The following is a 25,878-nucleotide window of genomic DNA, read 5'->3' as shown; positions in this document are numbered from 1 at the left end:
TGCAATATACCTATTTTGAAAGACAAAAAAATGTCTTATATACTCATCTAGAAAACATATGTTAAACCTTTTTTATATAGTAGACAAAAGAGTATAGATTATCGACGAAATACACAATAAAGAAATAATTTTTTCAGACAAGAGCACCTCAACATTGCAAAATTTGTCGGTTTTAAGTGGTCTAAGCCTACATTTGACTTATTTTGCATACAATGAAATCAAGAATTCTATCTCTAAAAAGCCTTTCTAATGAACACAAAAATCAGCTGCTTGATGTATTTGACAACGTCGTTGATTTAGAACCTTTAAAAAAGATACTGCTTTCACCCAGAGTTTCTTTAAGAAATAACCATATTATCATTACCTCACAAAATGCCATTCCTTTTCTCAAAAAGAATTATGACTCACAATTAGTTTCTTGTTACTGTGTAGGAATAAACACGTCATCCTTACTTCAAGAAAATGGTTATAACGTTATTGTCACTCATCATAATGCAAAAGAGCTTGCTCACCACATTTGCGCACACTACCACAATACTAAGTTTGATTATTTAACATCACCTCATCGACGGAATGAGCTTCCCGATACCTTAACCGACAATAAAATATCGTATAACGAGATTTATGTCTATGATACAATTATGGTGAAAAAAAGCTTCAGTTGTACTTTTGACGTCGTTTTGTGTTACAGTCCTCGTGGTGTTTACGCTTTCGCGAAAGCGAACTCAACAAATACCTCTACTGCAATTTGTATAGGAGAAACGACAGCAACAGCTGCTAGAAATTTCTTTAAAACGGTAATAGTAGCTGAAGAACCTAGTGTAGCACACGTAATTAAAACAGTATTAAAGACATACAAAAATGATTAAAAACGATTTATTTCTTAAAGCTCTTAAAGGTGAAACCGTAGAACGTCCACCAGTATGGATGATGAGACAAGCAGGAAGATACTTGCCAGACTTTATGAAGCTTAAAGAAAAATATGATTTTTTCACACGATGTCAAACTCCGGAATTGGCTACCGAAATTACTGTTATGCCTATTGATCAAATAGGTACCGATGCAGCAATACTGTTTTCTGATATCCTGGTTATACCACAAGCGATGAATATCGATGTAGAAATGAGAGCTGGTGTAGGACCATGGCTGCCAGACCCTATAAGAACTGTTAAGGATCTAGACAGAGTAGTAGTGCCAGATGTGAGTGATGCACTTAGTTATGTGATGGAAGCCATTGATATGACTAAAAAAGTTCTGGATGACAGAGTGCCATTAATTGGATTTGCTGGATCACCTTGGACGATTTTATGCTATTGTGTTCAAGGACAAGGAAGTAAAAACTTTGACAAGGCCAAAGAGTTTTGTTTTACACAACCAGAAGCTGCCCATGATTTACTGCAACGTATAACTGATACTACCATTGCTTACCTTAAAGAAAAAGTAAAACATGGTGTCAATGCTGTTCAAGTTTTTGATTCATGGGGTGGAATGCTTTCGCCGGTTGATTATCAAGAATTTTCGTTTCAATATATCCAACAAATAATTGACGCATTAAAACCACTTACCGAGGTGATCGTTTTTGGTAAAGGATGCTGGTTTGCCTTACAAGAGATGTCGCGTAGTGGTGCTAGTGCTCTAGGAGTAGATTGGACCTGTAGTGCAAGAAATGCTAGGTACTTGACAGGTGGCGATATAACATTACAAGGAAACTTTGATCCATCGAGACTATTATCTCCACCAGCAACTATTAAAAAAATGGTGAAGGAGATGATTGATGAATTTGGTAAAGACAAATATGTAGTAAATTTAGGTCATGGAATTTTACCTAATATACCCGTTGAAAATGCACAAGCATTTGTAGACGCGGTTAAAGAATACGCATAGTAATGTTTAAAAATGTTTGGAAGGGTATTAAGGCCTATTCTGATGGGTTTGCTTTGATAAGTAAGCTTAATCTTTGGCAATTCTTTTTTGTACCCATGCTTATAAGCTTTTTCTTCTTTGTAGGAATTGGATTTGCTGCCTATGGGTTGAGCGATAACCTAGCCAACATTATGGATAAATTATGGATATGGGAAACGGGCTCACAAACCTTTCATACCATTGCCGAATGGATAAGCGGAGCTATCATAATAATCATTGGCTTAATCCTTTACAAGCATGTGGTTATGATATTAAGCGCTCCTTTTATGTCTCCTGTTTCAGAACGTATTGAAAAGCACCTTTACCCTAATTACACTCATACTTATCCTCATAGAAATACTAATAATCTAGAACAGCTTTGGCGTGGTTTACGCATTAATGTGCGTAATCTAGGTTATGAATTGCTACTAACAATACCCTTATTATTACTGAGTTTTATTCCTGTAGTTGGTATTGTATTTACCATCATTGCGTTTATCGTTCAAGCCTATTATGCTGGGTTTGGAAATATGGACTATACGCTAGAACGTCATTTTAAATATGCCGATTCTGTCAAATTTGTAAAACAACGTAGAGGCCTTGCTATAGGTAATGGTTTAGTATTTATGGGAATGGTATTGATACCAATAATAGGTGTTATTCTAGTATTACCTTTTTCAGTAACTGCAGCTTCAAGATTAACTCTTAACGAAATGAAAGATCGAGAGTTGTTCGTTCCCATCGAGCCTACAAGTGAATCTATTAATGAAATAACTTCATGAAAGAAAAATTCTATTCATTTATTTTAGAATTACAAGATACGATATCTGGAACCCTTGAAAAACTTGATGGAGTAGCCTCTTTTAAGCAGGATTTATGGGAACGAGAAGAAGGTGGTGGCGGTAGATCACGTGTCATTGAAAACGGCGCTGTCTTTGAAAAAGGTGGTGTCAATATAAGTGCTGTTCACGGCCCGTTGCCAGTGTCCATGCAAAATTATTTTAAAGTCAATGATGTTGATTTTTATGCTACAGGTTTAAGTTTAGTTTTACATCCTAAAAATCCTTTTGTCCCTACTGTGCATTGTAATTTTAGATATTTTGAAATGTATGATGAAAAAGGTAGGATAGTCGACAGTTGGTTTGGTGGTGGATTAGATCTTACACCCTATTACTTATTTGAAGAGGATGCAACGGATTTCCACAAAATATGTAAAATGGTGTGTGACAGACATGAAGTTGCAGACTACGCCCTTTTTAAGAAAAAATGCGATGAATATTTTCACAATAGTCATCGTAACGAGGCTCGAGGAATAGGAGGATTGTTCTATGATTACTGTAAAGCAAATGAGAGTTTTACAATGGAAGATTGGTATGCTTTTCAAATAGATATGGCCAGTCACTTCTTAGAAGCCTATGTGCCAATAGTGGAGAAACGTAAAGATTTGGAATATGATCAAAATCATAGGGACTGGCAAGAAATAAGGCGAGGTCGCTATGTAGAATTCAATTTAGTTCATGATAAAGGAACCTTGTTCGGACTTAAAACTAATGGAAGAATAGAAAGTATTTTAATGAGTTTGCCACCACATGTTCAATGGAAATACGACCACCATCCTGTACCAGAAAGTCCTGAACATGAATTAATAAAGGTTCTCCAAAACCCTAAAAACTGGGTATAGATATATAACTTATACTTTTGTACTACCTAAAGCGTTTCCTTATCATGAAATCATTGTTAGCCAGATTATGCGGTGTCCTTTTAGTCATTACTGTATTGTCATGTGCCAAACGTGGTCGTCCTACTGGTGGACCAGTAGATGAAGAAGCTCCTGTTATTTTAAGGGCCTATCCTGATAACTATTCTACTAGATTTAATAATCAGGTGATAGAAATAGAATTTGATGAGTTCATCAAATTAAAAGATTTACAAAAGCAACTAGTGGTATCTCCACCATTAGAATACCAACCTGTGATAACTCCTCAAGGTGGAGTTTCAAAAAAGTTAACCATTGAAATTAAAGATACGCTTCAGGACAATACCACTTATGTGTTGGATTTTGGACAAAGTATTGTGGATAACAATGAAGGTAATCCATTTCCTTTTTTCAGATATGTATTTAGCACCGGAGATGTAATTGATTCATTAACCGTAAAAGGAAAAATCACTGACGCCCTAAAATTCAAATCTGAAAAATTTGTGAACGTTTTACTATATGAAGTAAACGGAGAATTTGTAGATACGGTAGTCACAAAGGGTAAACCTAATTACGTTCTTAACACACTGGATAGTCTGTCAACATTTACCATGCAAAATATCAAAGCTGGTACCTATAAAATGGTTGCTTTAAAGGAGGATAATCGTAATTTAAAATTTGATCCCAGCAGTGATAAAATTGGTTTTGTTTCAGACTTAATAACTGTTCCTAGCGATCAAACGTATGAACTTAAACTATTCAAGCAGGCGCAGGAACCTAGTATTACAAAACCCATATTTAAAAATTCTCAACGATGGGATTTAGGTTATACAGGTCCGTTAGACAGTCTTAACCTGAAATCTCTACCTAAGTATCCTATAAATGATTTACGCATTACAAAACTTACAAAAAAGGATACTCTTGAAATATGGCAAAAACCTGCTGTAATAAAGGATTCTGTTTTATTTAATGCTTATTATGAACAATTTACAGATACGGTAAAGGTATTCTACAAAGAAGAGAAAAAAGACAGTCTGGTAGTAAGCAAGTCTGGAAAGTTTGGAATAGGTAAAAACATTTTGATTACAGCTACTACTCCTATTGAAGACTACAACACAAACCTTTTTAAATTAATTGATAAGGATAGTGCCGTGGTTCAAACTAACTTTAAGTTAGACCGGTTTAAAAATCAATTAGAATTAGCTATCGACTCACAAGAAAACCAGAAGTATAAATTACAAATGTTACCCGAGGCAATCACTGATTATTTTGGAGCAAAAAATATCGACACGCTTAATTTTACATACAATACAAACAAATCCTCTTCATTAGGTAACATCTGGGTGACATTGACCGGTGGAAAAGAGTTTCCTATACTAGTGGAAATTGTTGATGAAAAATTAGAGGTTGTAGAACAGCAAACTGCAAGAGAAAATACCACCCTTGAGTTTAATTATTTAAATCCAGGTAACTACTACATTAGATTAATCTATGATTCCAATGATAATGGTAGGTATGATTCCGGAGATTTTTTCAAAAACAAACAACCAGAAAAGGTCGAGTATTTTCCAGAATTACAAAAACTTCAGGCAAACTGGGACTTACGTCAAACAGTTATAATAAATTAAACCTATCTCTATCTTGTAGAAACTTCAGTTTATCTCTGTAATGTGAGATATGATTTTTATCTAAAAGAACCGTTTTTATTCCGTTTTGCTCCCAAGGATGTTCATCAATTAACTCCTTACCTAGGACATCATAAACCTGTGAATGTCCGTTATAATCCATTCCTGTACCATCTTTTCCTGTGCGATTAACACCTATTGTATAACACATATTTTCAATCGCTCTAGCCTTTAAAAGTGCATCCCAAGCGTTTACCCTAGGCACAGGCCAGTTAGCCACATAAATACATATGTCATAGTCGCTGGTATTTCTAGAATAAACAGGAAAACGCAAATCATAACATATTTGAAGATTGATTTTCCAATTTTTAAATGAAACAACCACAGGCTCTTCTCCTTTATCATAAACATTGTGTTCACCTGCAAGAGTAAACGTGTGGCGTTTATCATAAAATGTATGCTCGCCATCGGGATTCATAAAAATTCCTCTATTTACATATCCAGTATCAGTAGCGTACATTACACTGCCATAAATAGCAAAGTTCCCTTTAGAGGCGTGCACTTTTAAATAGTTTAAAATTTCGTAATTACTTGCAATACCTTGTGGATTCATAGAGAAACCAGTAGTAAACATCTCGGGTAACACTACCAGATCCGTTTGTTGATAGAGTTCAATCAGTTTGGTGTCAAAAGCCTTTTTATTCTCAACAGGATTTTCCCAGACTAGTTCGCTTTGGATTAATGATACTTTCATGCGTTAAAAATAAGTGCCTATAAAATTGATGTCATTAAAATTACGTTATTGTTTTGTACGATACCTTGCCTTTCACGGCTATTAAAAACTAGCATGATAGAAAACTTTTCAATTGAAAAACAAAGCCTTATCTATTTCTTAATACTTTATGATTTTTAAAAAGAATATCTTTGTCGAGAAAATAGTTTATGGCATCATTCCAAATTCAACCACGTACTAAGGCTCAAGAAAGTACTAATGCGATTGAACGCATGTACATCACAATGAGACATTTATTCAATCGTGGATTTTACAAACCTATGGGTGTGAGTGGTGAATCGTTAAGAGAATCACTCCTTACACTAAAACCTGAAATCTATGGATCCATCGCCGATGAAAAGGTAGAACTAGATGGATTACTGTACGTTATGGATCGTTTACCTGTAGGGATTGAAGAGTGTACTTACATCAATCTCACCAGTAATGAAGGTTATGAGCAAAGTCATTTTAAACCTATAATTCCTCTTAAACGTAGACGTAATTGCTATCGTATCGACGATCATCAAATGAATATTGAGGTTACTCGTGGTAGATCAGAGATTTATGACATACTTACTCACCTTACTTTTCTCATGATAGAATCTCATAAAATCATGAAGCAAGTAATGGTAGGTGAGAACAAACAAACTACAAGAGACTGGCAATGTCTAGAAAATGCGGTTACAAAGAAGAAACTTTCTCAAGAGGAGAAAGATATTGCAATGACGCACGTCGCTACCATTCTAGGTAGAACCTTTAAAGAGGTGAAAAGTACCTATCCTAAATTTGCAACAGTTGATAATCCTAATCGCTTCCTCAGTATAATTTATCACATGGGAGCTCTTGCCAGAAAAGAAATTCTGGATGAGCAAAAACGATTAATTACCTTTTCTCCTGTTCTTAGAGAACGATTGGGTCATCACATCCATGGAGATATTTGGGCGTCTCGTATCAAGCAATTTTTAGTCGATAACAATTTATTCGATAGACCTATTCATATAATAAGTGCCAACTTGCACAGTGTCATGAATTCCTTGTATGGTCCAAAAGCCCTACAAAAACAGCTTAAAGACACTGACCGCATGTCTCTTTTTGCAAAACTCAGTGACGAGGCAAATAAAAACCTGCGTGACCGTATAAAAAAACATGCCGTTACAAATGGTATGTATGAACTTAAAGATACTAGTGGTACTAATATCGATGTACAGATATTTGATACCAGTGAATGTGCTTACATGGACGTTGATTTTTGTTCAGTACGCTTTCGCGAAAGCGATAACAGCACAAAACCAGTACTTGTCGTAATGGACTATGCCTTTGGTGAGCAAGCATTTGAGACGATGGATGAATTGCTTAAACCGTATACCGATGAAAACGGAACTAAGCACAAGATGAATGTCAAATCTGTTAATGTAATGGGTAAAGCAGGTATTCTTACCGGTGATAAAGGCGACATCATGATACCTGATGCTCATGTTTTTGAAGGAACAGCAGATAATTATCCTTTTGAAAATCAACTTAAAGAAGAGGATTTACAAGAAGATGGCATTAATATAGTAAGTGGAAGTATGGTTACCGTTCTAGGAACTTCGCTACAAAACAAAGATTTACTAGAGTTTTTTCACACCAGTAGTTGGAGAGTGATAGGTCTGGAAATGGAAGGTGCTCATTACCAAAAAGCAGTGCAATCTGCATCACAGGTACGTAGAAGTATAGATCGTGATGTAAAAGTAAGATATGCCTACTATGCAAGTGATAATCCTTTAAAAACAGGTCATACTCTTGCAAGTGGTGGATTAGGTTTACTAGGAGTAAAACCGGTATATGTGATTACCGAAAAAATCCTAGAACAAATCATGGAGGAAAGTCTATAATTAATTCTTCGATTATACTTAGTACTGCCAGGTTGCGTTCTAAATTGTGAACAAAACTTATATTTGACACAATAAAAACTTACATATGAGCGACCAGCCCAATAATCAGGAGGAAAAAGAGGTAGATCTAGTACCTGTTTTCACATGGATAGGTAATGGTTTTAAAAATCTCTTTAAAGCCATAGGAGATGTATTTAAAGGAATAGGTAACTTCCTAGTTCTTACCTTACTATTCATGAAAAAACACCTAGTTTTACTAGCTGTTCTGTTTTTGATAGGAGCTGGATTAGGTTATTACCTGGATTTACAAAACAAAAAATCCTTTAATGCCATACTTAGAGTACAACCCAATTTCAATAGTGCTGCTCAACTTATTTCAAATATTAACTTGTACCAGTCGCTTATTGAACAAGAGGATTTTGCAAGTCTAGCCAATAAGTTAGAGATTAACGAGGAACAGGCACAAACCTTAGGGTCTTTTGAGATCGAGGCTAGCTATACAGATAATGAGTTACTAGCAGAATACGATGCACTGGCGAGAAAAAGCGATACCATGGCGCTTATGAATTTTACCTTTGAAGGATTTAAAGCGGCAAAACGAGATATCGATTATGAATTCTATAAGGTAATTATTGCCGGAACCGATCGCGAGGTGGTTAATAAAGTAAGTGAACCGGCAGTAACGGTTCAAGATAATTCAGGGATTAAAGCTTTACGTCAATCGGCAAAGGAGAACAATGCATTTGACTTAAAAGTGCTCGAATATCAATTACAAGAAACCGATTCACTTATCGCTAGTTACCAAAAAGCGATTGCAGGAAATTCAACAAGCGGCGCATCGACTGGAACAAACCTATATTTAGGAGATCAAAAGCCGTCTGATGCGCTTAAAGATCTCTTTGGTCAGAAATCAACGCTACTGTATAAAATTTCAGAGGCTAGAGAAGACAAGTACAAGTTTGCCAAAACCGTAAATGTATTATCACAATACGTTACTAAAGGATCTGTTGAGAAGAAGCATTACAAGATCAAATTGGCCTTTATCTTTCTAGGTTGCGGTATGCTACTAGCCTTAATTCCTTTATTGTGGAGTTATCTTAACAGGTTAGAGTCGCAACGAAAATGATAGTAAAAGAAACGTCATTAAAGGATTGTAAAGTCATCGAGCCAGCTGTGTATGGTGACCAGCGTGGTAAATTTGTTGTTGCTTTTGATAGTCTCGCTTTCGCGAAAGCGTTACCTCAATCCAACCCGTTTATTGTAATTAATGAGAGTACCTCAACCTATGGCGTTATTCGAGGTTTACACTTACAAAAAGGAGATGCTGCACAGGCAAAACTAGTACGTTGTGTGCAAGGTGAGATATTAGACGTTGCTGTAGATTTTAGGGTAGATTCTCCAACTTATTTGAACCATTTTGCAATCAAATTGAGTGCAGAAAATAACAAGCAATTATATGTCCCTAGAGGCTTTTTACATGGTTTCTCGGTACTTTCATCAACTGCAATTGTGAACTATCAAATTGACAATACTTATCAACCTGAAACCGAACTTGCAGTAAGATACGATGATCCACAGCTTGCTATTGATTGGCAAATACCAGAAAAGGATGTCGTCCTTTCTGAAAAAGATAGTGCTGCCCCATATCTATCTCAATTATGATAAAAGTTCTAATCACTGGTGCAAATGGGATGCTGGGAACAGCCATAAGTAAGCGGTTGACCAGTGTTGAATTGTTCACTTTCACAAGTAAAGAACTAGATATAACTTGTGCACACAAAGTACAAGAAAAGGTTGCATCCCTAAGACCTGACTATATTATTAACTGTGCTGCCTACACAGCTGTAGATCTAGCTGAAGAACAACGGGAAAAAGCCTTTAAAATAAACGCAACCGCAGTTGAAAAATTAGCCCAAATCGCTGCCCAGTATGATGCTACATTAATTCATTTTTCTACTGATTATGTTTTTGATGGGACCTCTAATATTCCTTATCAACCACATGATATCACAAGCCCGATCAATGAATATGGTGCTAGTAAGCTCGCTGGTGAAAAAGCCATTGAAGTGCTAGCTTCTAAGTATTATATATTTAGAATTTCATGGTTGTATGCACCTTTTGGTAAAAACTTTTATACATGGCTTACGACTACCGATCAACAACAATTAAATATCGTAACTAGTCAAGTAGGATCACCTACAAGTGCCTTGAGTGTTGCCAATTTTATACATCATGTTATTAAGCAAGATCCTTTACAGTATGGCTTGTATCATTATGTGGATCATGGAAAGGTGAGTTGGTATGAGTTTGCTTTAAAAATAAATGAACTGGCAGAACTTAAAAAAAACATTCATGCCGTAGACCACTACCCTACTGCTGCGCGACGACCTGCGTATAGCGTGATGGACACCTCAAAGACAGAAGAGGTCTTCAAATACCTACTATCTCCTTATCAAATCGAATTAGAAAAGGTAATTGAAGGACTATAACGCAGTTATAGCAGTTAGATACTTATTGCCTATTCGTTCTAATGAAAAGTCCTGTGCTCTTTTAATAATTAAGTCTAAATCATAATTCTGTGGCGAGTTTACGACCTTAATTATTGAATCGGCCATAGATCGTGGATTTTTTATAGCACAAAGTTCTCCAATAGAATCGTTATTTATAATAAATTCTGGGCCAGCACACCTAGTGCTGATTACAGGCTTCCCATAGGACATTGCTTCTATAATTACATTCCCAAAAGCTTCATTATGCGAACTCAAAACTAACGCAATACAATTTGCGTAGTAATCATCTAGATCCTCAAGAAAACCTAAAAATTCGACGCTATCGCTAATTTTTAATTCATTTGTTAATTGAATAAGTTCATCCTTTAACATGCCATCGCCTGCAATTTTAAGCTTCACATTCAAATCGTCTTTAATAAGCGCAAATGACTTGAGTAAAGTGGGATAATCTTTTTGAGACTCTAGTCGTCCTACCGCTAGTAAGTAACGTTCACCTGCAGAATTGTTAGTTTTTACTGTTTTTGACTCATAAATCGGGTTTCCAATGACTTCAATTTTTGAACTTATTGCTTTGTGAAAATTAATCATTGAAGTTTTAGTACCATCTGAGTTTGCAATGAGCAAGTGACTTCTATTAAAAGCCCATTTAAGCAGAATACTTAATTTTCCAGGATGCGTCTCATTAGCAAGTTCTCCTGCTTGCCTGATGATTAACTTACTTCTTGACTGGCAAATAAAGTGAGAAATATTACCAAAAACATTGGCCTCTAGAACAGCGGTAATAAAATAATGAGGCTTAAACCTTATCAATTCAAAACATATAATGAATGGCATTATACACAATCTTAAAAGGAGATTCAGCAGCTTTGATTGAGATGGCTTTTTATTGAACATTCTAATAACTGTCAAATGTTCATTTTGAATATCTTGATAAGCAGTTCCATAGGCGGTGATTAAACGTACGTCGTAATTATTTTCAATCAAATAAGACGATAATTTTATAAAAACCTTTTCGGCACCGCCGCCTTCAAGTGTAGGAGTATAAAGCAAAAATTTATTCTTCATATAGATTTGAAGGGTTCAGAATAATTCAAATATAACTTCATAAAAGATAGATTAAAGACTGAAGTACTGCTATTTTTGTTTGAATAAGTTCTATTAAGATAATGAAACAGCTTATCAATCGGTTTATTGCCTCCGACCAAATTACTCTAATTGTTTTGAGATTAGCTGGTGTAGGTCTTTTGTTTCTGGCGACATTGATAATGACCAATTACTATCCTCAGAATTTAGTTGGTGAATTTGAGTTATCTAGAACTATTTTGCTGTTAACAGGTGCAATTGTTGTTGCGGGAACAGATCGATCTATAATTCAATTTGCTGGTAGGTTAGAAAGTGATGGCAGGTTTGATACTTTTCTGGGTGTTTATTTAAATAGCCTTAAATTAATAGGTTTACTCTGTTTTATTATTTTACTAGTTTATGTCTTAATTCCAGTTGAATATTATCAAAATTTCTTTTCAGATTCTATCATCTTTAAAATTATCATAAGCCTGTTTTTCTATGCTGGAGCAACCTTAAACACTGAAGTGTTTAGAGTTTTTGAATTAAACATGTGGGCAGAATTGTATCGCGGTATCTTTAAATACATACTATTATTTTGTGCCGCTATATACTTGATGAATAGTTCAAATCAAGCATTTATTATAGATGTCTTTTTATTTTCGTTTGTGATTTTATTTGTTGTTTCTACCTTTCAAATCGTACCTAAAATTAAAAATCAATCTTGGAAATCATCCTTTAAGACTCTAGATATTTATAAAGTTTCAATGCCCATGGCCCTTACAGGATTGGGGTTCTTTTTATTACTGTCGATTGATGTTATCTTATTAAAATATTTTGAAGGTAATGAAGCCGTCGCGGTTTATGCACAACCTGTTAAGATTATCAGCTTAATAGCGATGATTCAAACTACTTTACAAGCTTCTATTTCAAAACAACTAGCCACACGTTTTTTTAAAAAAGACTATAGAGCTTTAGACCAATTAATTAAAAAAACAACTCGAACCATTGCGATTATAAGTTTGCCATTAGTAATTGTTCTATTATTCATACCAAAGTTTCTTCTCTCTTTATTCGGGTCAGATTATATTGAAGGTTCATATGCATTAATGATTTTATTAGTTGGTTGTATCGTAAATGCATTATGTGGTTGTACCAGTATTTATATGAATATGACTAATAAGCAGTCTCAATTTAGAAATATTATATTTATTACCATTTTTATAAATATTATCCTTAACCTCATACTTATACCAATTTATGGTATAATTGGTGCCGCAATCGCAAGCTCTATCTGCTTGATTTTTTGGAATTTGGTTATTGTATTTTATGTTTATAAGCGAGATAATATAGTACTTGCAATTCATTAATCATCTAGTTTGAAAAGAAGTAAGCTTACCTTTTTAATTATTGCAATCGTTACAATTTTAGTTGGAATGATTGCTAGCTTCATCCTACCTGATAGATTTATGTTTGATGCCTATACCATAGGCTTGGATAGGTATAATGAAAAAGGATGGTTGGGTAGCTATCCTTTTTCTATGATGATTTATCATATAACGGGTGTAGGCAGACTACCATTTCCTATGGTTGCTTTAATTCAATTGCCTATCATTTTTTTGATGTTTAAACATTTGAAAATACCCAGAAGCTTTCATCAATTCAATTTGAAAAACGCGATTATCTGGCTGGGTTTACTCATGTTCGGTATATATGTAGGTTTCCCTTCTAAAGAATTTATTACTGCTATCTACATCTATTTATTGAGTCTCGTTCTTATCTCAAGACTCAACCTATTTTTAAAAATCGCATTAACATTTTTACTTCTTGCCTTTTTTGGTTGGTTTTACAGACAATACTTTTTACTCATACCGTTTCTAGCATTAGTCATTTACGGCCTGAGCTATATAAAAATTAAAAATAGAGTTCTTACTGTGCTTGTAGTAGGTATTTTAACTGCCTGTTTTATGTCCTTAAGTTATGGACTCGTTAAGGGTGAGTTCATGTCACAAGGCTCTAGAGAAGCTCTTAATAAACGAAGAGTTGAAAGAGGTGATTCAAATGCTGCCACAATGATTGTTTCACCTGTAGAAACAGATACCTTTCATGGTGAAGCATTTGGAATAGTCTATGGTTTTTTCACAGTAAACCTTCCTGTCACTGGACTTAGATTCATTTTAAAACCTCATGTAATTGCATTTGTGATATGGCAATTAGGCTTATTTATTTACTTATTATATCTGTACAGTATTGTCTTAAAAAACAAGGAGAAATACCTTCACGAGCAATGGGTATTTCACTTGCTATTCGCTTATTTTGTTATACAAGGTGTATTTGAACCAGATTTAGGAAGTGCTGTAAAACATAAACTTGGCGTTTTTCCATGGATATGGCTAGCGTTTTATTATAACAAAGGACTTATAAAACGACCTACAAAAATTAAACGATATGTTTTCAAATTGGCTAAAAACAACTAGGTCTTGGTATCTTAATAATTATGAGTTATTAATAGGAATTCTAGCTAGTATACTAGTGTTTAGGAAACCTGGGACTATTGCTATCATTCTTTTTATAGTAAGTCACCTATTAATCGCAAGATCTTTTAAGTTTTCTAAAAATTCATTTTGGAAAATTGGTTTGATCGCATTACCATTTCTACTGGATGTACTATTCCTGTGGAACAATGTTGAACTATCAGAAGGATTTAAACACATGGAAAAACGCATGAGTATGTTGTTATTTCCGGTTATTCTTATAGGATCGCCTATTAAAATCAATTTTAAAAAAGTACTTACCTACTACTCCATATTATTCACGTGCTTACTAGTCGTTCTATTAATAAGATTCCTAATTATTGAGCCCGAACTCGTTTCAAAATATTTGAAGGGTATTCACCTGTGGGAAATGGGTTATTCTTTTGCAAATAGCACCGGTGTTCATGCGCCAGCCCTCAACATGCATGTGGCTTTTCTAGTTGTTGTAAACACCTATCTCGCTATAAGATACTTGATCGAATCTAGCTGGAAAATCCTTAATTATAGGACTCTAATATTTTTAATTTCTGTATTTCTGCTTCTTATTATTAATACTAGGCTTGCCGTCGCAAATGCATTTATCGGTATATTTTTAGTTTTATTTTTAGAATTGTTTAAAAAGGTATCACGCAAGAAACTGGTAACTGTCACAGCCAGTACACTGGCAGTATTGATTTTAATGGTGTTCGCTTTCGCGAAAGCGTTTCCTTACATCACAAAAAAGTATACCACTGTCACATTTGCTCACATGGATAAAGTAGGTAAACTTGATGATTTTGAAAACCCAGAAGGTGAGGTATTCAATAGTTTTGTAACTCGTGTAAGTATTTGGAAAACAGCCTGGGAAAGAGCTCAACAGGATATTTGGATAGGTGTAGGCGCTGCAGATGGCAAGGACGAGCTCAATCAAGCCTACCTGGATACTGACCAGCAGTTTCTAGCCAAGTATAAATTTCCTACTCACAACCAGTACTTAGATTTCTTACTCAAATTTGGTTTATTAGGATTGCTTGCGGTGCTTCTTTATGTACTTAATATTTTGTGGCTAGGCTGGAGATTACAGCACAGCGTTGTTCTGTTTTTCTTTGTATTGTTCTTTACCTCAAATCTTACCGATGATTTTTTAATCCGTTATGATGGTATCACCTTCAGCGCCTTGTGGATAAGTATTTTTAGTGCGCTGTTTATTAAGAACGACTGTAGTACAAGTCAATCAATTGAGAAAAGTTCTTAGTTGAATTGAAAACCTCATCAACGCGTTTACTACCATTTTTCCCCATTTGCAACCTCAAATCTTTGTCAAATAGCTGTGTAATAGCTTGAACGGCTTGTGCAGCATCATCGATTAAAAACCCTGTTTGAGATGGTAGTACTATGTCTCTATTTCCTATCACATTGGTAGCTACCACGGGCTTTTCAAAAACCATAGCCTCAAGTACAGCAATAGGTAATCCTTCCCAAAGTGAGGTTTGTAAATAAACATCCAATCTATTAAGATGCTCTAGACCTTCATTCCTATTCATGAACCAACCTGTTATTGTGATATTGGGAGCTGTGATTTGATCCTTGAGAATACCATCTCCTATCCAGACGAATTGTACATCGGGTAATTGAAGAGCAATTTCATTAAACAACTTAGGATTGCGAGCGTGTGTAACCCTACCTAAAATACCTACAGTAAACTTTGAAGTTGGTTGGGTATTCAAAAAGGTTTTTATCTTGTTGTATGGGACACCATTTCTAATAAGCTCTACCCTATCATGTAGCTTTTTTGCTTCATCAAATTCTGTATCACCACAAGCTATGGTTGTAAAGCCATAAAAGGAAGCCATTCTTTTTTCAATAGCCTTAAAAACCGCAGCTTTACTGCTTGAAATGTCCTTGCGTAAAAAACTATAACCATGTGGCGTATAAAAAAGTTGAGCTTGAGAACTCGCGATTTTTGCTGCAACCTTACCTAAAACACCAGCTTTTGAGCTATGAAGATGAATAACATCTGGTTGTTCCTTTTTAAAAATTCTAGAAAGCGCCTTTATACTTTTATAGTCGTTAATTGGCGAGATATTTTCATTCATGGGAACTTTAAGTAGCCTGACATTGGAATGAAAATCTTTTTGGACATTTTCAGGGATTATTTCGGCACGTTGATCATTATAAATAATAGTAGTTTGTACTCGATCACTAGGACCAAAAACCTGAGTCAAATCACAGAAATAGCTATAAACTCCACCACCTAAGGCTTCAATCACGTGAAAAACTTTAAGTTTCTTGTTGTTCATAGGTTACAAAGGTAAGTGGTAATCTTGCTTGTAGTATCTTTTTTGTTCATATTCGCAGTAAAGTAAACACATTGAAAACCTATCCCAATAAAAGTATTTTACAACGTATACATTTACTTTTTACCTATACTTTATTTACTCTTCCTATTTTACCAAAAATCGTGAGTAATATAACCATAGGGATATTTGTAGGTTTATCATTATTAATAAGCTTAACTAACAAGCAAAAGGTTTTTCGAGTTAATTACTTTATAGCAACTGCTGCTATATATTTTGTTTTGTTGGCTAGTCTTTTTTATAGCTCAAACAGCGAGTATGCCCTTAAAAAATTAGGGACACTTACGCCTTTATTATTACTTCCTTTAAGCTTTGCTGTTGTCCCGTCTGTAGTGATTGAATACTTACGTAATCACCTGAAAGACTTTTTGAAAGTTTATGTAGGTTCCATAATTGTACTAGTTCTTATAAGCTTGTACATGATGCTCTCCAATTATGATCTTGATATAATTTTACAGGGAAAAAGATCCTTTCTACATCAACTAGGGTTGTGGAATAATATTGATAGTTTGTACCTATCCTATCACCTATCCATAGCAACACTTGTCACAGGTTATTTGTTTTTTATATCTAAAAAAAGCTGGAAAGCACTAGGTGGTTCACTAGTATTTATATTCTTATTCAGCGTTTTGCTTTACTTTTCCTTTAAAGCTAGTATCATGGCGTTTTTACTAGGTATTGCCATGTTAACGATTCTTATAAATCAACGCAAGTTGTGGATTCTTTTTAGCGGATTATTCGTCTGTATTTTAGGACTCATCGTTTTTGTACCTTCTATAAATAGCAGGTTCTCTGAACTGCTCATAGTAAAAAACCCTGAACATAAAACCCTAGAATCTGTTACTATTAGAAATACGATTAATGAATGTAGTTTTGAAATAATGCCGCATGCTAGTTTATTTGGTTATGGAATTGGTGATAGCAAGCAGGAATTATTGGATTGTTTTGCCAGTAAGGAAAGTGCCTTGTTTGATCTCTCTTATAACACACATAATCAATATTTAAGCTTAATACTAGCAGTAGGTTTCATAGGTCTATTGGTCTTCTTTTTATCCTATGGCTATTTAGGGATTCAATCGCTGAATAAAAAGAATTATCTAGCTGTTGCTCTATTATTCTTATTTGCAGTGTGGATGCTAGCAGAAAATATTCTAGAACGACAGGAAGGAGTTTTTTACTTTTCTTTATTCCTTAATTTTTTATTTGTCTTAAATTTCAATGCGTCAACATCGGCTGGCTCCTTAGTATTGTCACATGAAAAAGTGATTGATACCTTTGAGAAGGATAATAGATAAGTTACGCTTTCGCGAAAGCGTAATCACTAACAAACCATGCAAGAACAAGAATTACTAGCCTTACTAGCCCTTAAAAAAGCTCCACTCGTAGGAGATATAATGGCTAAAAAACTGTTGAGGGAATTTGGTAGTGCTCAGGATGTATTTGCACAAAAAGTTAAGGACATTGCTGCCATTGATGGTCTAGGAGATAAAAAGGCCAGTTTTATAAAACATAAAGAGACTTTATTTGATAAAGCAAAAAAGGAATTAGAATTTACCCATGCCAATCAAATCAAATGCAAGGTTTATAATCAGGATGATTATCCAGAACGTTTGAAATACTGTATTGATAGCCCGATTGTATTTTTTGAAAAAGGTGCTATTGATTATTCAAATCCCTATTTTCTAAGCATTGTAGGTACTAGACAAATTACTACAACTGGTGCTGCTTTTTTGGAAAAATTCATGAATGAAATTGCACCACTTAATCCAGTAATAGTAAGTGGTTATGCCTATGGAGTCGACATTCTAGCACATAAAATGGCTATAGAATTAGGTTTACAAACCATCGCAGTTATGGCTCATGGTCTCAATCAAACCTATCCTAGAAATCACAGTGCGCACAATGAGGACCTCATGAAAAATGGCGGATTCATTACCGATTTTTGGCATACTGATACTTTTGATCGTAAAAACTTTTTAGGACGTAATAGAATTATCGCCGGTATGAGCGAGGCCACAGTTGTTATTGAAAGTGCCTCAAAAGGTGGTTCCCTAGTAACTGCAGATCTTGCAAATGGTTACAACCGCGAGGTTTTTGCAGTACCTGGTAGAGTCAACGACAAATACAGTATAGGTTGCAATGAACTTATCAAACAAGCTAAAGCACACATGCTTACTAAAACTGCTGACATTCCTTACATTTTAGGATGGAAGGAACGTGACATAGCAGTACAAAAGCAATTGTTTGTAGAGCTTAATGAGATTGAAAAAAGAGTCTTTCAATTTCTTAAAAAACGAGATAAGGAATTACTAGATATCATTGCGCTAGAAATGGAACTACCCGTTCACCAATTAGCCTCAGTTCTTATGTCTATGGAACTTAAAGGTGTGGTGCAACCATTACCTGGTAAACTGTTTACCCTAGCCTAAGGAAAAATATACCTATCTAGGTGATAAAAGTCACATAGATCAAAGTGCGTACTATATTACTTTTGTAATATGAATTTAGCAGAAATTATTAAGCAAGCTGCGTCTAACGCCATTTCCTACTCAGAGTATCGCAAATTGGTCGAAGACCACGTAATTAATCAAACTAATACAGGAGATCAAATAACTGAAGCTCTTGCGGAGTATACGAAATTGAATCATCAAAGAATGCGACGACTGGATAAAACTTTGAAACTGTTACCAGAAAGTCAAAGATTTCTCGAAAATTTTGATAAAGACGTGTACTTCCTTGTTATTACAGAAAGCTGGTGTGGTGATGCTGCTCATGCCATGCCCATGATAAATAAAGTTGCAGTAGCCGCACAAATCAATTACAAGGTTGTTTTAAGAGACAAAAATCCCAAATTGATGGATGAGTTCCTTACTAATGGAAATCGAGCAATTGCCAAGCTTATTTTAATTGATGCCAAAACAAATTTGCCAGTAGCAACTTGGGGCCCACGACCTACAAAAGCAACTGCCCTGGTTGCTGCAGAAAAAGCTGCAAAAGGTTCTTTATCACCAGAATTTAAGCAAGAACTACAAACCTGGTACAACAAAGACAAAGGAAAAGATATCGAGAATGATCTCGTGGAGATGTTGCAAAGGGTTTGAATTACTTATTCAAAAAGTTTAACTCCATAGTCAACTTCATCACCATCGGTCATATCAAAAATATTTGTCAGAATATCTTGAGAAACAAGTTTTATCTCATTTAACCCACTTTTCATAAATATGCAGTAATATAAATCAGACTTTTCATCATCTCTTAGTTTCATGGATTTTTCAGAATGCTTCCATGCTTCTATTTTTTCAATTACTTTTTCATCCCCAAAAGGGAATATTTTAACTGCAAAATCTGTTGGTTTACTTATTTCTATATCCTTAAAATTAGCCAAGCTTTTTTGTCGAATAAATTCTATTCTAGGAATATCGTTTTGAAAAAATTGATATGAAAACTCAAGCTCGGGTTCCTTCAAAATTCTTGATACTTTCTTCTTAGCTGTATATGAATTCCATAATCTTTTAAAGAACATATTCTAAATTTATTTAAAATCAGTTTCTGAGCAGATTGAGATGCTGTGATTTTATTTGTTTGAAAAAATTGATTCAACCAAATCACTAGTTGCAATTATATTTTCTTTTAGAATGATAGTGTCATTTTTCACTATCATTGTTTTAGGGGTTGAGAATATTTGATATGTACTTTCCGCATAATCTGGTGACATGACCATAACAGGAAATTTATATCCTTTTTCTTTAATAAAGTTAACCGGATCAAAATTTCGTTTTTTATCCGTATCAATTTCGATATTTACAGACAAAATATCGTATTTATCCTTGTTTTTTTGATAAAATTTATCAAAAGCGTCAAAATTTTCGATACATATCGAGCAACTTGAATACCAGAATTCAATAATTTGAGGTTTACTTGCTTCTCGAAAATATGTACCCGTGAGAGGCTCTTTTTTTAATAATGTCGCAACATCTACCTTCGAATTCCATTTTATAATTTTCAACCCTAATAGAAGGAAAATTAAAACTGAAAAAAAAGGTATGATTAAATTCTTTTTTTGATTTACATAAAGAAAGCTAATAATAACAATTAACAAACTAAGATTAGGAAACAACTGAATCCAATTACCTGAATAAATAACTACAACAACATGAAACAACCAGAAAAGTCCAGTTGAAAAAAATAAAAAGTGGATTCTATTTTTTAAATTACTGTTGTAAGGGAAAAACAATAAGTTACATATGAATCCAATTACTGCAAAACAGATTCCAATTTCCTGAATTTGTAACCCTTGAAAATAAAAAGATAAAGTCCCTAATATTGAAATAAAAAGTAATAATGAAAGAAAACCTGTTATTACTACCTTTTTAAATTTTACGTTTATCATAAACAGCCTCCAATACAATCAAAAATCCAGAACAACCCACATCCAAGTGAATTTTTAGTCGGTCCGACATCATTCTCGTCATCAATATTTTTATCTATAACACAACCATTATTATCACTAGCGCAATTTATTGATACTACAACAAGAAGTAGCTAGATTAAATATTTATAATTGCTATTTATTTGAATTTAAGTATAATGTAATCTTTCAGTATTACAATAATTATTGATTGTTCTTTATTAATCCATTCCTCAGTACCTCTTTAATTCCTTCTAAGTTATCGGTGAATTCCATCATTTGAGAAAGGATTTGAGCCATGGATTGATCATTTCCTAATCCCTTAAGTTTGTTGTTCTTTAAAAAGGTTTCCTTAATGCTATTCCATCGATCTTGCTCTTCACTAGAAAGGGTACTTGTAAGTTCTTTATACTTCAACAAATTGGCCTCGGCGGCAGTAGTGAGTGTTTGGGATTCACTTTCATAATGTGACAGCAACAATGTGGTAAGTTCTTTATCATCCATGATAGGAACAATTTTGGCCACTAGTTTATTCATGTCTCTATAGGAACCTTGTAGTTTAAAACTAGGTTCTGTGCGGTAAGCATCGTCCATAGCAGCACTAGAAATGTAGGTTTCATTTACTTTGAGAACCGTATCTCTTATACGAACCACCTTTTCCAAAACAGCTTCATAATCGGCTAATTCTTGACTGCTGTGATTGCCTTTAAGTTCATTATCTGCCGCACCATTCTCTACTCTATCTAATAAAGCATAAACGTCATCAAAATGTTTGTTGCTTAATTGCTGTAGTACTGGATTACTAGTAAGCGCATTCTCAATCAATGATAATTCAAACAAATGAGACGTATCTCCTATGATATCTCCTAGGTTATAGATATCTGCACGGTTTGCGAGCATGTCTGGTATTTGGAATTTGTCACCACTCTCCGTATATGGGTTACCAGCCATAATCACACAAAACTTTTTACTACTTAAGTCATAGGTTTTGGGTTTGCCGTTAAACACACCTTCTATTTTTCTTGTACCATCAGCCAGGCTTATAAATTTTTGAAGAAATTCTGGATTACAATGCTGGATATCGTCTAGATACAACATCACATTATCGCCCATTTCAAAAGCTAGGTTAAGCTTTTTAAGTTCTTCTCTAGTTGCCGCATTAGTTGCCGCTTCTGGATCTACATTAGTTACTTCATGACCTATCGCTGGTCCATTAATTTTCATGAAAATTAATCCCAATCGATTTGCCACATATTCCATAAGTGTGGTTTTACCGTATCCTGGCGGCGATATCAGTAGCAGCATTCCCATGCGATCAGTACGTTTTGAATCACCTACTGTCCCTAATTGTTTGGATAAATTGTCTCCTATTAATGGAAAATAAACCTGATTGATTAATTTATTACGCACAAAACTGCTAAGTACTCTTGGTTTAAATTCTTCTAGTCTTAGTTGGCTTTTTAGGTCCTCGGTTACTTGATGCTTTGTTTTTTTAAACATCTCATAAGCTGGCACTTTATACTTTACATAATCATCTAATAACGCTACAAATCTGTGGTAATTAAACTCAAATTCTCCATCGGTAATAGTACTATGTGTGCCTTTGAGATTAGTTATGGTTTGGGTTGCATTTATGCTGTTTACCACCTCAGCGCTTGACCCATAGAGCATGTGTGCCACACATTCTTCAATGTGGTATTGTAAAGATTGTGGTTGTTCCGCTTTCGCGAAAGCGGAAACCCAATGACGTACCGTGTCAACTTTATCCTTTTGAGTATCACACTCATCTAGCGCTCTGTTAAATTGTGTGTAGGCCTTTTGAGATTGCAGTGCTTTTTCAAATGAATTTTGTAGATCTATAGCATTTTGACTTACTACAAAATGATCATTGTCCTTGAGTTCATAAAATAAATAGGTAGCCATTTGCTTTATGTGCTCGTTAAAATCACTTTGCTTCTCGATAATTGTTATAGCCGTTTGATTGCTATTTGTAATTTCAATTATGAGTTGATCTATAACAAAAATGTGGTTATCACTATTAGGAAATACTTGCAATACGTGACCAGCACGTTTAATAATCTGGTTGTATTTATTTTTAATCTCCTGATCTAGCTGCTGCCAGAAAAGTTGAGCATGAGCTCTTACGTTGGGCGTAAATCTTAACAACTCAAGATCATGATGTTTTTGAACCAAGACATTTAAAATGGCTGCGGCATCATGGTCGTGTACACCTTTTACATAACCACCTGCATAATTTTGACTAGCAATTTGTTGAACTTGTTGTAACAAATCGGCTTCACTAGACTGCGCAAGTTGCTCTGTATCTTGTGATTGAAATATGGTATAAGCTAGATAGCTGGATCTATAAACATCGTGGTTTTCTGAAACTAGTTCTTGATCCCATAGTGAACGAGATTGCTCTAGAATTTCGTTATTTAATTTTTGGTAAAAATCTGTTCCTGTAAGGTGGTAATACAGTGAGTCATTTTTATAAACTATGGTAAGGTCTAACTGTTGTTTGTTTACACCAAATTTATGTTGACCTAGTTTAATGATGTTCTCACCATCTTCATAAAGCTCCTGCTTGTCCTTGAGTTTTCTCAAGGCATCTTCTCTTGACGATTTTAATGCAGTTTCTAGTGATTCTGCTTTACCAGCATCATCTAGTTCTTGTAACTGTTTAATGATGTCACGCACTTTATTGATCATTAAATCACTAGCAAAGTATCCATTAATTTCAACCGTACTGGCTAGTGATTGTGCTCGTTTTTGAGCTCCTTTAATGATTCGATTTGCGGCATTTTGTAATGAAATTGCCTTTTTATTACGAGCTTCAACCAGACTGTTTTTACGTGAGTCAAAAGCTGCATAAACTTCTTCACGTTTTTCAATGATAGTGGTGATGTACTCATCAAAGTCGGCAAATTTCCCTTCTAATTCCTCAAGAGTGATTGAAATTTTGGTTAGGAATTCATCACATTTCTCTGGAGTATCGGCAATATCAAGGTAGTTGATAATACTTTGATCAACTAACTTAAGTTGAGCAGCAAAGTCTGCCTGAGCTTCCTTCTTACCTACTGCTCTTATTTTGTTTTTAAGAGCAGCCTTAAGTTGGTTTATAGTAGCGAATATCAATGAAATATTTTCAATGATTTTAGTAGAATGTGAAGTGTCTTCTATTTTTAAATTAGAAACAATGTCAATGAGCAGTTCTAGATCTTCGGCAATTTGATTTACCTCTTTTCCCAGCTGTTTAATATCAATAACCTTGTCTACTTTTTCTAGCTGCTCCTGTTTTTCTTGAACCGCTTGGTGGTAGGGTGACAATGCTGTATCCTGCAGTAAAAAAGTAACCGCTCTACGTGAGATTAGTTCATTTTGTTCTACAATTTGCTGTTCCTTTTCCTCTATAAAAGCATCGTCGGTATACCTTATTTCATTAAGGCTTATGACTTCACCTCGTAAGGTTCTAAGTTGTGTAAGCAGGTGTACAAAGTCCTGAATACTTTTAAAAGAAGTGCTTTTAATTTTATTAAAAAGCTCTTCAGATTTTTTACTGATTGACTGGGTTTCCTTGGCAGCTTGCTTGCGCAATTGTTTAACCTTTTCAAATTCGTCAACAGCAGCATTGGCTGCTTTGTTAATTTCTTTAAGCGGTATTGAAAGCTGCTGGGTTTCTTCCTCATTTAACCAATAATAGGCGTCAATAACATCTTTTGATGCCCGAGCAATATCGTCATAAAGGCCTTCATAGCTGTCCTCTTTATTGAGAAGAGTGATGAGCTCATTCGACTCGGCCATGGCCTTTACAATGTCTTTATTGCCTATTTTAAAGAGTAAGGTATCTTGATGTTCAGATGGTAACACGTCGCCTTTTAAAAAGGGTGTTTGCCATATTTGCATCATATGATGTTTTGTTTGCTCATCCTCGGTTCTAAAATAAGCAAGTTCACCACCTTCTAACAGTGTAAAACCATTACAAATAATGGGTGTTTGTACTTGTTGCTCTATGACATTATAGGCCATTAAAACATAAATACCTTTCTCTTGATTATAGAAAATATATAAGTGGTCTTCACCATTAGGTGATGCCACTCGTTGCTGAAATTTAAGGCTTCCTACATCGCCTGGGAATACATTATACTCACCTGTTTGTAGGTAATATCCACTAGGGAAAATAATCCCTTGATCATCGGGTAGTAACACCGCAGCTTGTGAAATACTATCAATTTTCTCTACTGATTGTATTTTATGATTGTAAACAAAATATCTAGGTTGTTCTTGAAAGGGTTTTATTTCAAGAATAATGAGGTTTCCTAGGTCGGCAAATCTGTATTGTCCATCATCTAGTGTTTGATCACGATGTTCTACTGGCTCGTTATAAATCCCTAAACCGTCGCTAGTGTTATCTTCTACTTTAATGGTTAAATCACCACCTATAGTTTCAACAAAAACCTTGTCTTTTATAGATACATGAGCATGCTCGCCATAACGTTGATCATCGCGACCTGCTTGTACCCATTGAAAACCGTATTGTGATGGAAATTTGTATTCATGCTCGCTACGGTTATCCACATATTCTAAATGTTCACCATTAATGAGCCATTTAAAGGTTTTAATATCTGTTACCGAATCACTAAGCTGAAAAACCATGTGCAAGTAGTTACCCATAATGGCAAACTTTGTAAACACGGTATTTCTATAATACTTGTATAGATTTTCAAAATCAGTCTTAAAAACAGCATCATCTAAAAGCTGCAGACCTTTCTCGCTTGCGCGAAAACTCACCTCTCCATCTACCTTTTCAAAAGTATAAATACTAAATACATCACTCAACTGAATTTGAGTACGCAACCCAAAATGTACATTATATCCAAAGATACAAGTGTTACCTAATGCAATGATGTCCTGCGCAATACAGTTGTTTTCTGTATTAATGCGGTCGTTTGCTATAAGTCTGGTTTCTAGTGATCCAAAAACTTTTTTACGAGCTTCATTAAGTCGAGACAAACGTTGCTGCAAATCGGTTTTTTGTTTTTGCAGCCTACTTTGAATAATCTCGTAGGTTCCTGAGTCTAGTTGTGTGGTATCTTTTGGTGTAGTCGCCATGAATGTTAAGTCTGTAGAATGGTAAAAATGAATATAGAGTGAAAAACTGC

The 25,878-nt window shown here is 34.8% G+C and carries 21 protein-coding genes; 15 read left to right on the top strand and 6 right to left on the bottom strand.

Annotated features, from left to right (window positions below; genetic code table 11):
* Positions 1-212 precede the first annotated feature (212 nt).
* The 5 genes from AAT17_RS07725 to AAT17_RS07705 are packed head-to-tail and all read left to right on the top strand — an operon-like array spanning position 213 to position 5,226.
* Positions 213-869 (top strand): uroporphyrinogen-III synthase, encoded by a 657-nt coding sequence (locus AAT17_RS07725; RefSeq protein WP_060523519.1) that lies wholly within the window; start codon positions 213-215, stop codon positions 867-869.
* The gene (gene hemE / locus AAT17_RS07720) at positions 862-1,884 is read left to right on the top strand and encodes a uroporphyrinogen decarboxylase (protein ID WP_042276810.1); all 1,023 of its coding nucleotides are present in this window, start codon (positions 862-864) and stop codon (positions 1,882-1,884) included. Before AAT17_RS07725 ends, hemE begins: the two co-directional genes overlap by 8 nt.
* A gap of 2 nt (positions 1,885-1,886) precedes the next feature.
* Complete coding sequence (locus tag AAT17_RS07715) at positions 1,887-2,684, top strand: EI24 domain-containing protein (RefSeq protein ID WP_060523518.1); 798 nt, start codon at positions 1,887-1,889, stop codon at positions 2,682-2,684.
* Positions 2,681-3,583: an oxygen-dependent coproporphyrinogen oxidase gene (gene hemF, locus AAT17_RS07710; protein WP_060523517.1), complete on the top strand. Its 903-nt coding sequence runs from the start codon at positions 2,681-2,683 to the stop codon at positions 3,581-3,583. The genes AAT17_RS07715 and hemF overlap by 4 nt, the downstream gene beginning before the upstream one ends.
* A 44-nt stretch (positions 3,584-3,627) precedes the next feature.
* Positions 3,628-5,226 (top strand): Ig-like domain-containing protein, encoded by a 1,599-nt coding sequence (locus AAT17_RS07705; protein ID WP_060523516.1) that lies wholly within the window; start codon positions 3,628-3,630, stop codon positions 5,224-5,226.
* Here the strand turns inward: AAT17_RS07705 and AAT17_RS07700 are convergent.
* Positions 5,213-5,977, bottom strand: coding sequence for an amidohydrolase (locus AAT17_RS07700; protein WP_060523515.1), 765 nt, complete (start codon positions 5,975-5,977; stop codon positions 5,213-5,215). The two genes, AAT17_RS07705 and AAT17_RS07700, sit on opposite strands and share 14 nt — an antisense overlap.
* A gap of 188 nt (positions 5,978-6,165) precedes the next feature.
* On the opposite strand from AAT17_RS07700, the gene AAT17_RS07695 reads away from it, so the two are divergent.
* The 4 genes from AAT17_RS07695 to rfbD all read left to right on the top strand — a co-directional run bounded on the left by AAT17_RS07695 (position 6,166) and on the right by rfbD (position 10,358).
* Entirely contained in the window at positions 6,166-7,869 is a 1,704-nt protein-coding gene (locus AAT17_RS07695; RefSeq protein ID WP_042276797.1) for a hypothetical protein, read from the top strand.
* Between the two features lie 85 nt (positions 7,870-7,954).
* Positions 7,955-8,995 carry a hypothetical protein gene (locus AAT17_RS07690; RefSeq protein WP_060523514.1) on the top strand — a complete coding sequence of 347 codons (1,041 nt, stop codon included), beginning with the start codon at positions 7,955-7,957 and terminating at the stop codon, positions 8,993-8,995.
* Positions 8,992-9,531, top strand: coding sequence for a dTDP-4-dehydrorhamnose 3,5-epimerase (rfbC, locus tag AAT17_RS07685; RefSeq protein ID WP_060523513.1), 540 nt, complete (start codon positions 8,992-8,994; stop codon positions 9,529-9,531). The genes AAT17_RS07690 and rfbC overlap by 4 nt, the downstream gene beginning before the upstream one ends.
* Positions 9,528-10,358, top strand: coding sequence for a dTDP-4-dehydrorhamnose reductase (rfbD, locus tag AAT17_RS07680; RefSeq protein ID WP_060523512.1), 831 nt, complete (start codon positions 9,528-9,530; stop codon positions 10,356-10,358). Before rfbC ends, rfbD begins: the two co-directional genes overlap by 4 nt.
* Here rfbD and AAT17_RS07675 read toward each other — a convergent pair.
* The gene (locus AAT17_RS07675; RefSeq protein ID WP_060523511.1) at positions 10,353-11,444 is read right to left on the bottom strand and encodes a glycosyltransferase; all 1,092 of its coding nucleotides are present in this window, start codon (positions 11,442-11,444) and stop codon (positions 10,353-10,355) included. The genes rfbD and AAT17_RS07675 overlap by 6 nt on opposite strands.
* Before the next feature lie 101 nt (positions 11,445-11,545).
* Between AAT17_RS07675 and AAT17_RS07670 the strand changes: the two genes are divergently transcribed.
* From AAT17_RS07670 to AAT17_RS07660, 3 genes are read left to right on the top strand one after another with little or no spacing between them, the layout of a single operon-like run.
* Positions 11,546-12,811, top strand: coding sequence for a polysaccharide biosynthesis C-terminal domain-containing protein (locus AAT17_RS07670; RefSeq protein WP_060523510.1), 1,266 nt, complete (start codon positions 11,546-11,548; stop codon positions 12,809-12,811).
* Between the two features lie 9 nt (positions 12,812-12,820).
* A complete protein-coding gene (locus AAT17_RS07665) occupies positions 12,821-13,918 on the top strand; it encodes a hypothetical protein (RefSeq protein WP_060523509.1) in 1,098 nt (365 codons plus the stop codon).
* A complete protein-coding gene (locus AAT17_RS07660) occupies positions 13,890-15,209 on the top strand; it encodes an O-antigen ligase family protein (RefSeq protein WP_060523508.1) in 1,320 nt (439 codons plus the stop codon). The genes AAT17_RS07665 and AAT17_RS07660 overlap by 29 nt, the downstream gene beginning before the upstream one ends.
* Here AAT17_RS07660 and AAT17_RS07655 read toward each other — a convergent pair.
* The gene (locus AAT17_RS07655) at positions 15,163-16,254 is read right to left on the bottom strand and encodes a glycosyltransferase (RefSeq protein WP_060523507.1); all 1,092 of its coding nucleotides are present in this window, start codon (positions 16,252-16,254) and stop codon (positions 15,163-15,165) included. The genes AAT17_RS07660 and AAT17_RS07655 overlap by 47 nt on opposite strands.
* 161 nt (positions 16,255-16,415) lie before the next feature.
* Here AAT17_RS07655 and AAT17_RS07650 point away from each other — a divergent pair, with 161 nt between their 5' ends.
* From AAT17_RS07650 to AAT17_RS07640, 3 genes are all read left to right on the top strand, one after another.
* Positions 16,416-17,606: an O-antigen ligase gene (locus AAT17_RS07650; protein WP_157539247.1), complete on the top strand. Its 1,191-nt coding sequence runs from the start codon at positions 16,416-16,418 to the stop codon at positions 17,604-17,606.
* Positions 17,607-17,642: 36 nt separating this feature from the next.
* Entirely contained in the window at positions 17,643-18,740 is a 1,098-nt protein-coding gene (gene dprA, locus AAT17_RS07645) for a DNA-processing protein DprA (RefSeq protein WP_060523505.1), read from the top strand.
* A gap of 69 nt (positions 18,741-18,809) precedes the next feature.
* Positions 18,810-19,412 (top strand): thioredoxin family protein, encoded by a 603-nt coding sequence (locus AAT17_RS07640; RefSeq protein ID WP_060523504.1) that lies wholly within the window; start codon positions 18,810-18,812, stop codon positions 19,410-19,412.
* A gap of 5 nt (positions 19,413-19,417) precedes the next feature.
* Here the strand turns inward: AAT17_RS07640 and AAT17_RS07635 are convergent, their stop codons facing one another.
* The 3 genes from AAT17_RS07635 to AAT17_RS07625 all read right to left on the bottom strand — a co-directional run bounded on the left by AAT17_RS07635 (position 19,418) and on the right by AAT17_RS07625 (position 25,828).
* Complete coding sequence (locus AAT17_RS07635; RefSeq protein ID WP_060523503.1) at positions 19,418-19,834, bottom strand: hypothetical protein; 417 nt, start codon at positions 19,832-19,834, stop codon at positions 19,418-19,420.
* A gap of 51 nt (positions 19,835-19,885) precedes the next feature.
* Positions 19,886-20,701, bottom strand: a complete 816-nt coding sequence (locus tag AAT17_RS07630) for a TlpA disulfide reductase family protein (RefSeq protein ID WP_060523502.1) — start codon at positions 20,699-20,701, stop codon at positions 19,886-19,888.
* A gap of 222 nt (positions 20,702-20,923) precedes the next feature.
* On the bottom strand, positions 20,924-25,828 hold the full coding sequence (locus AAT17_RS07625) for a DNA repair ATPase (RefSeq protein ID WP_060523501.1): 4,905 nt from the start codon (positions 25,826-25,828) through the stop codon (positions 20,924-20,926).
* Positions 25,829-25,878: the final 50 nt, after the last annotated feature.

Origin of the sequence: Nonlabens sp. MIC269 (assembly GCF_001430865.1) — a bacterium.
Taxonomy (GTDB): Bacteria; Bacteroidota; Bacteroidia; order Flavobacteriales; family Flavobacteriaceae; genus Nonlabens; species Nonlabens tegetincola.
The sequence above is the reverse complement of the archived record's forward strand: the minus strand, read 5'-3'. Positions and strand labels throughout refer to the sequence as shown.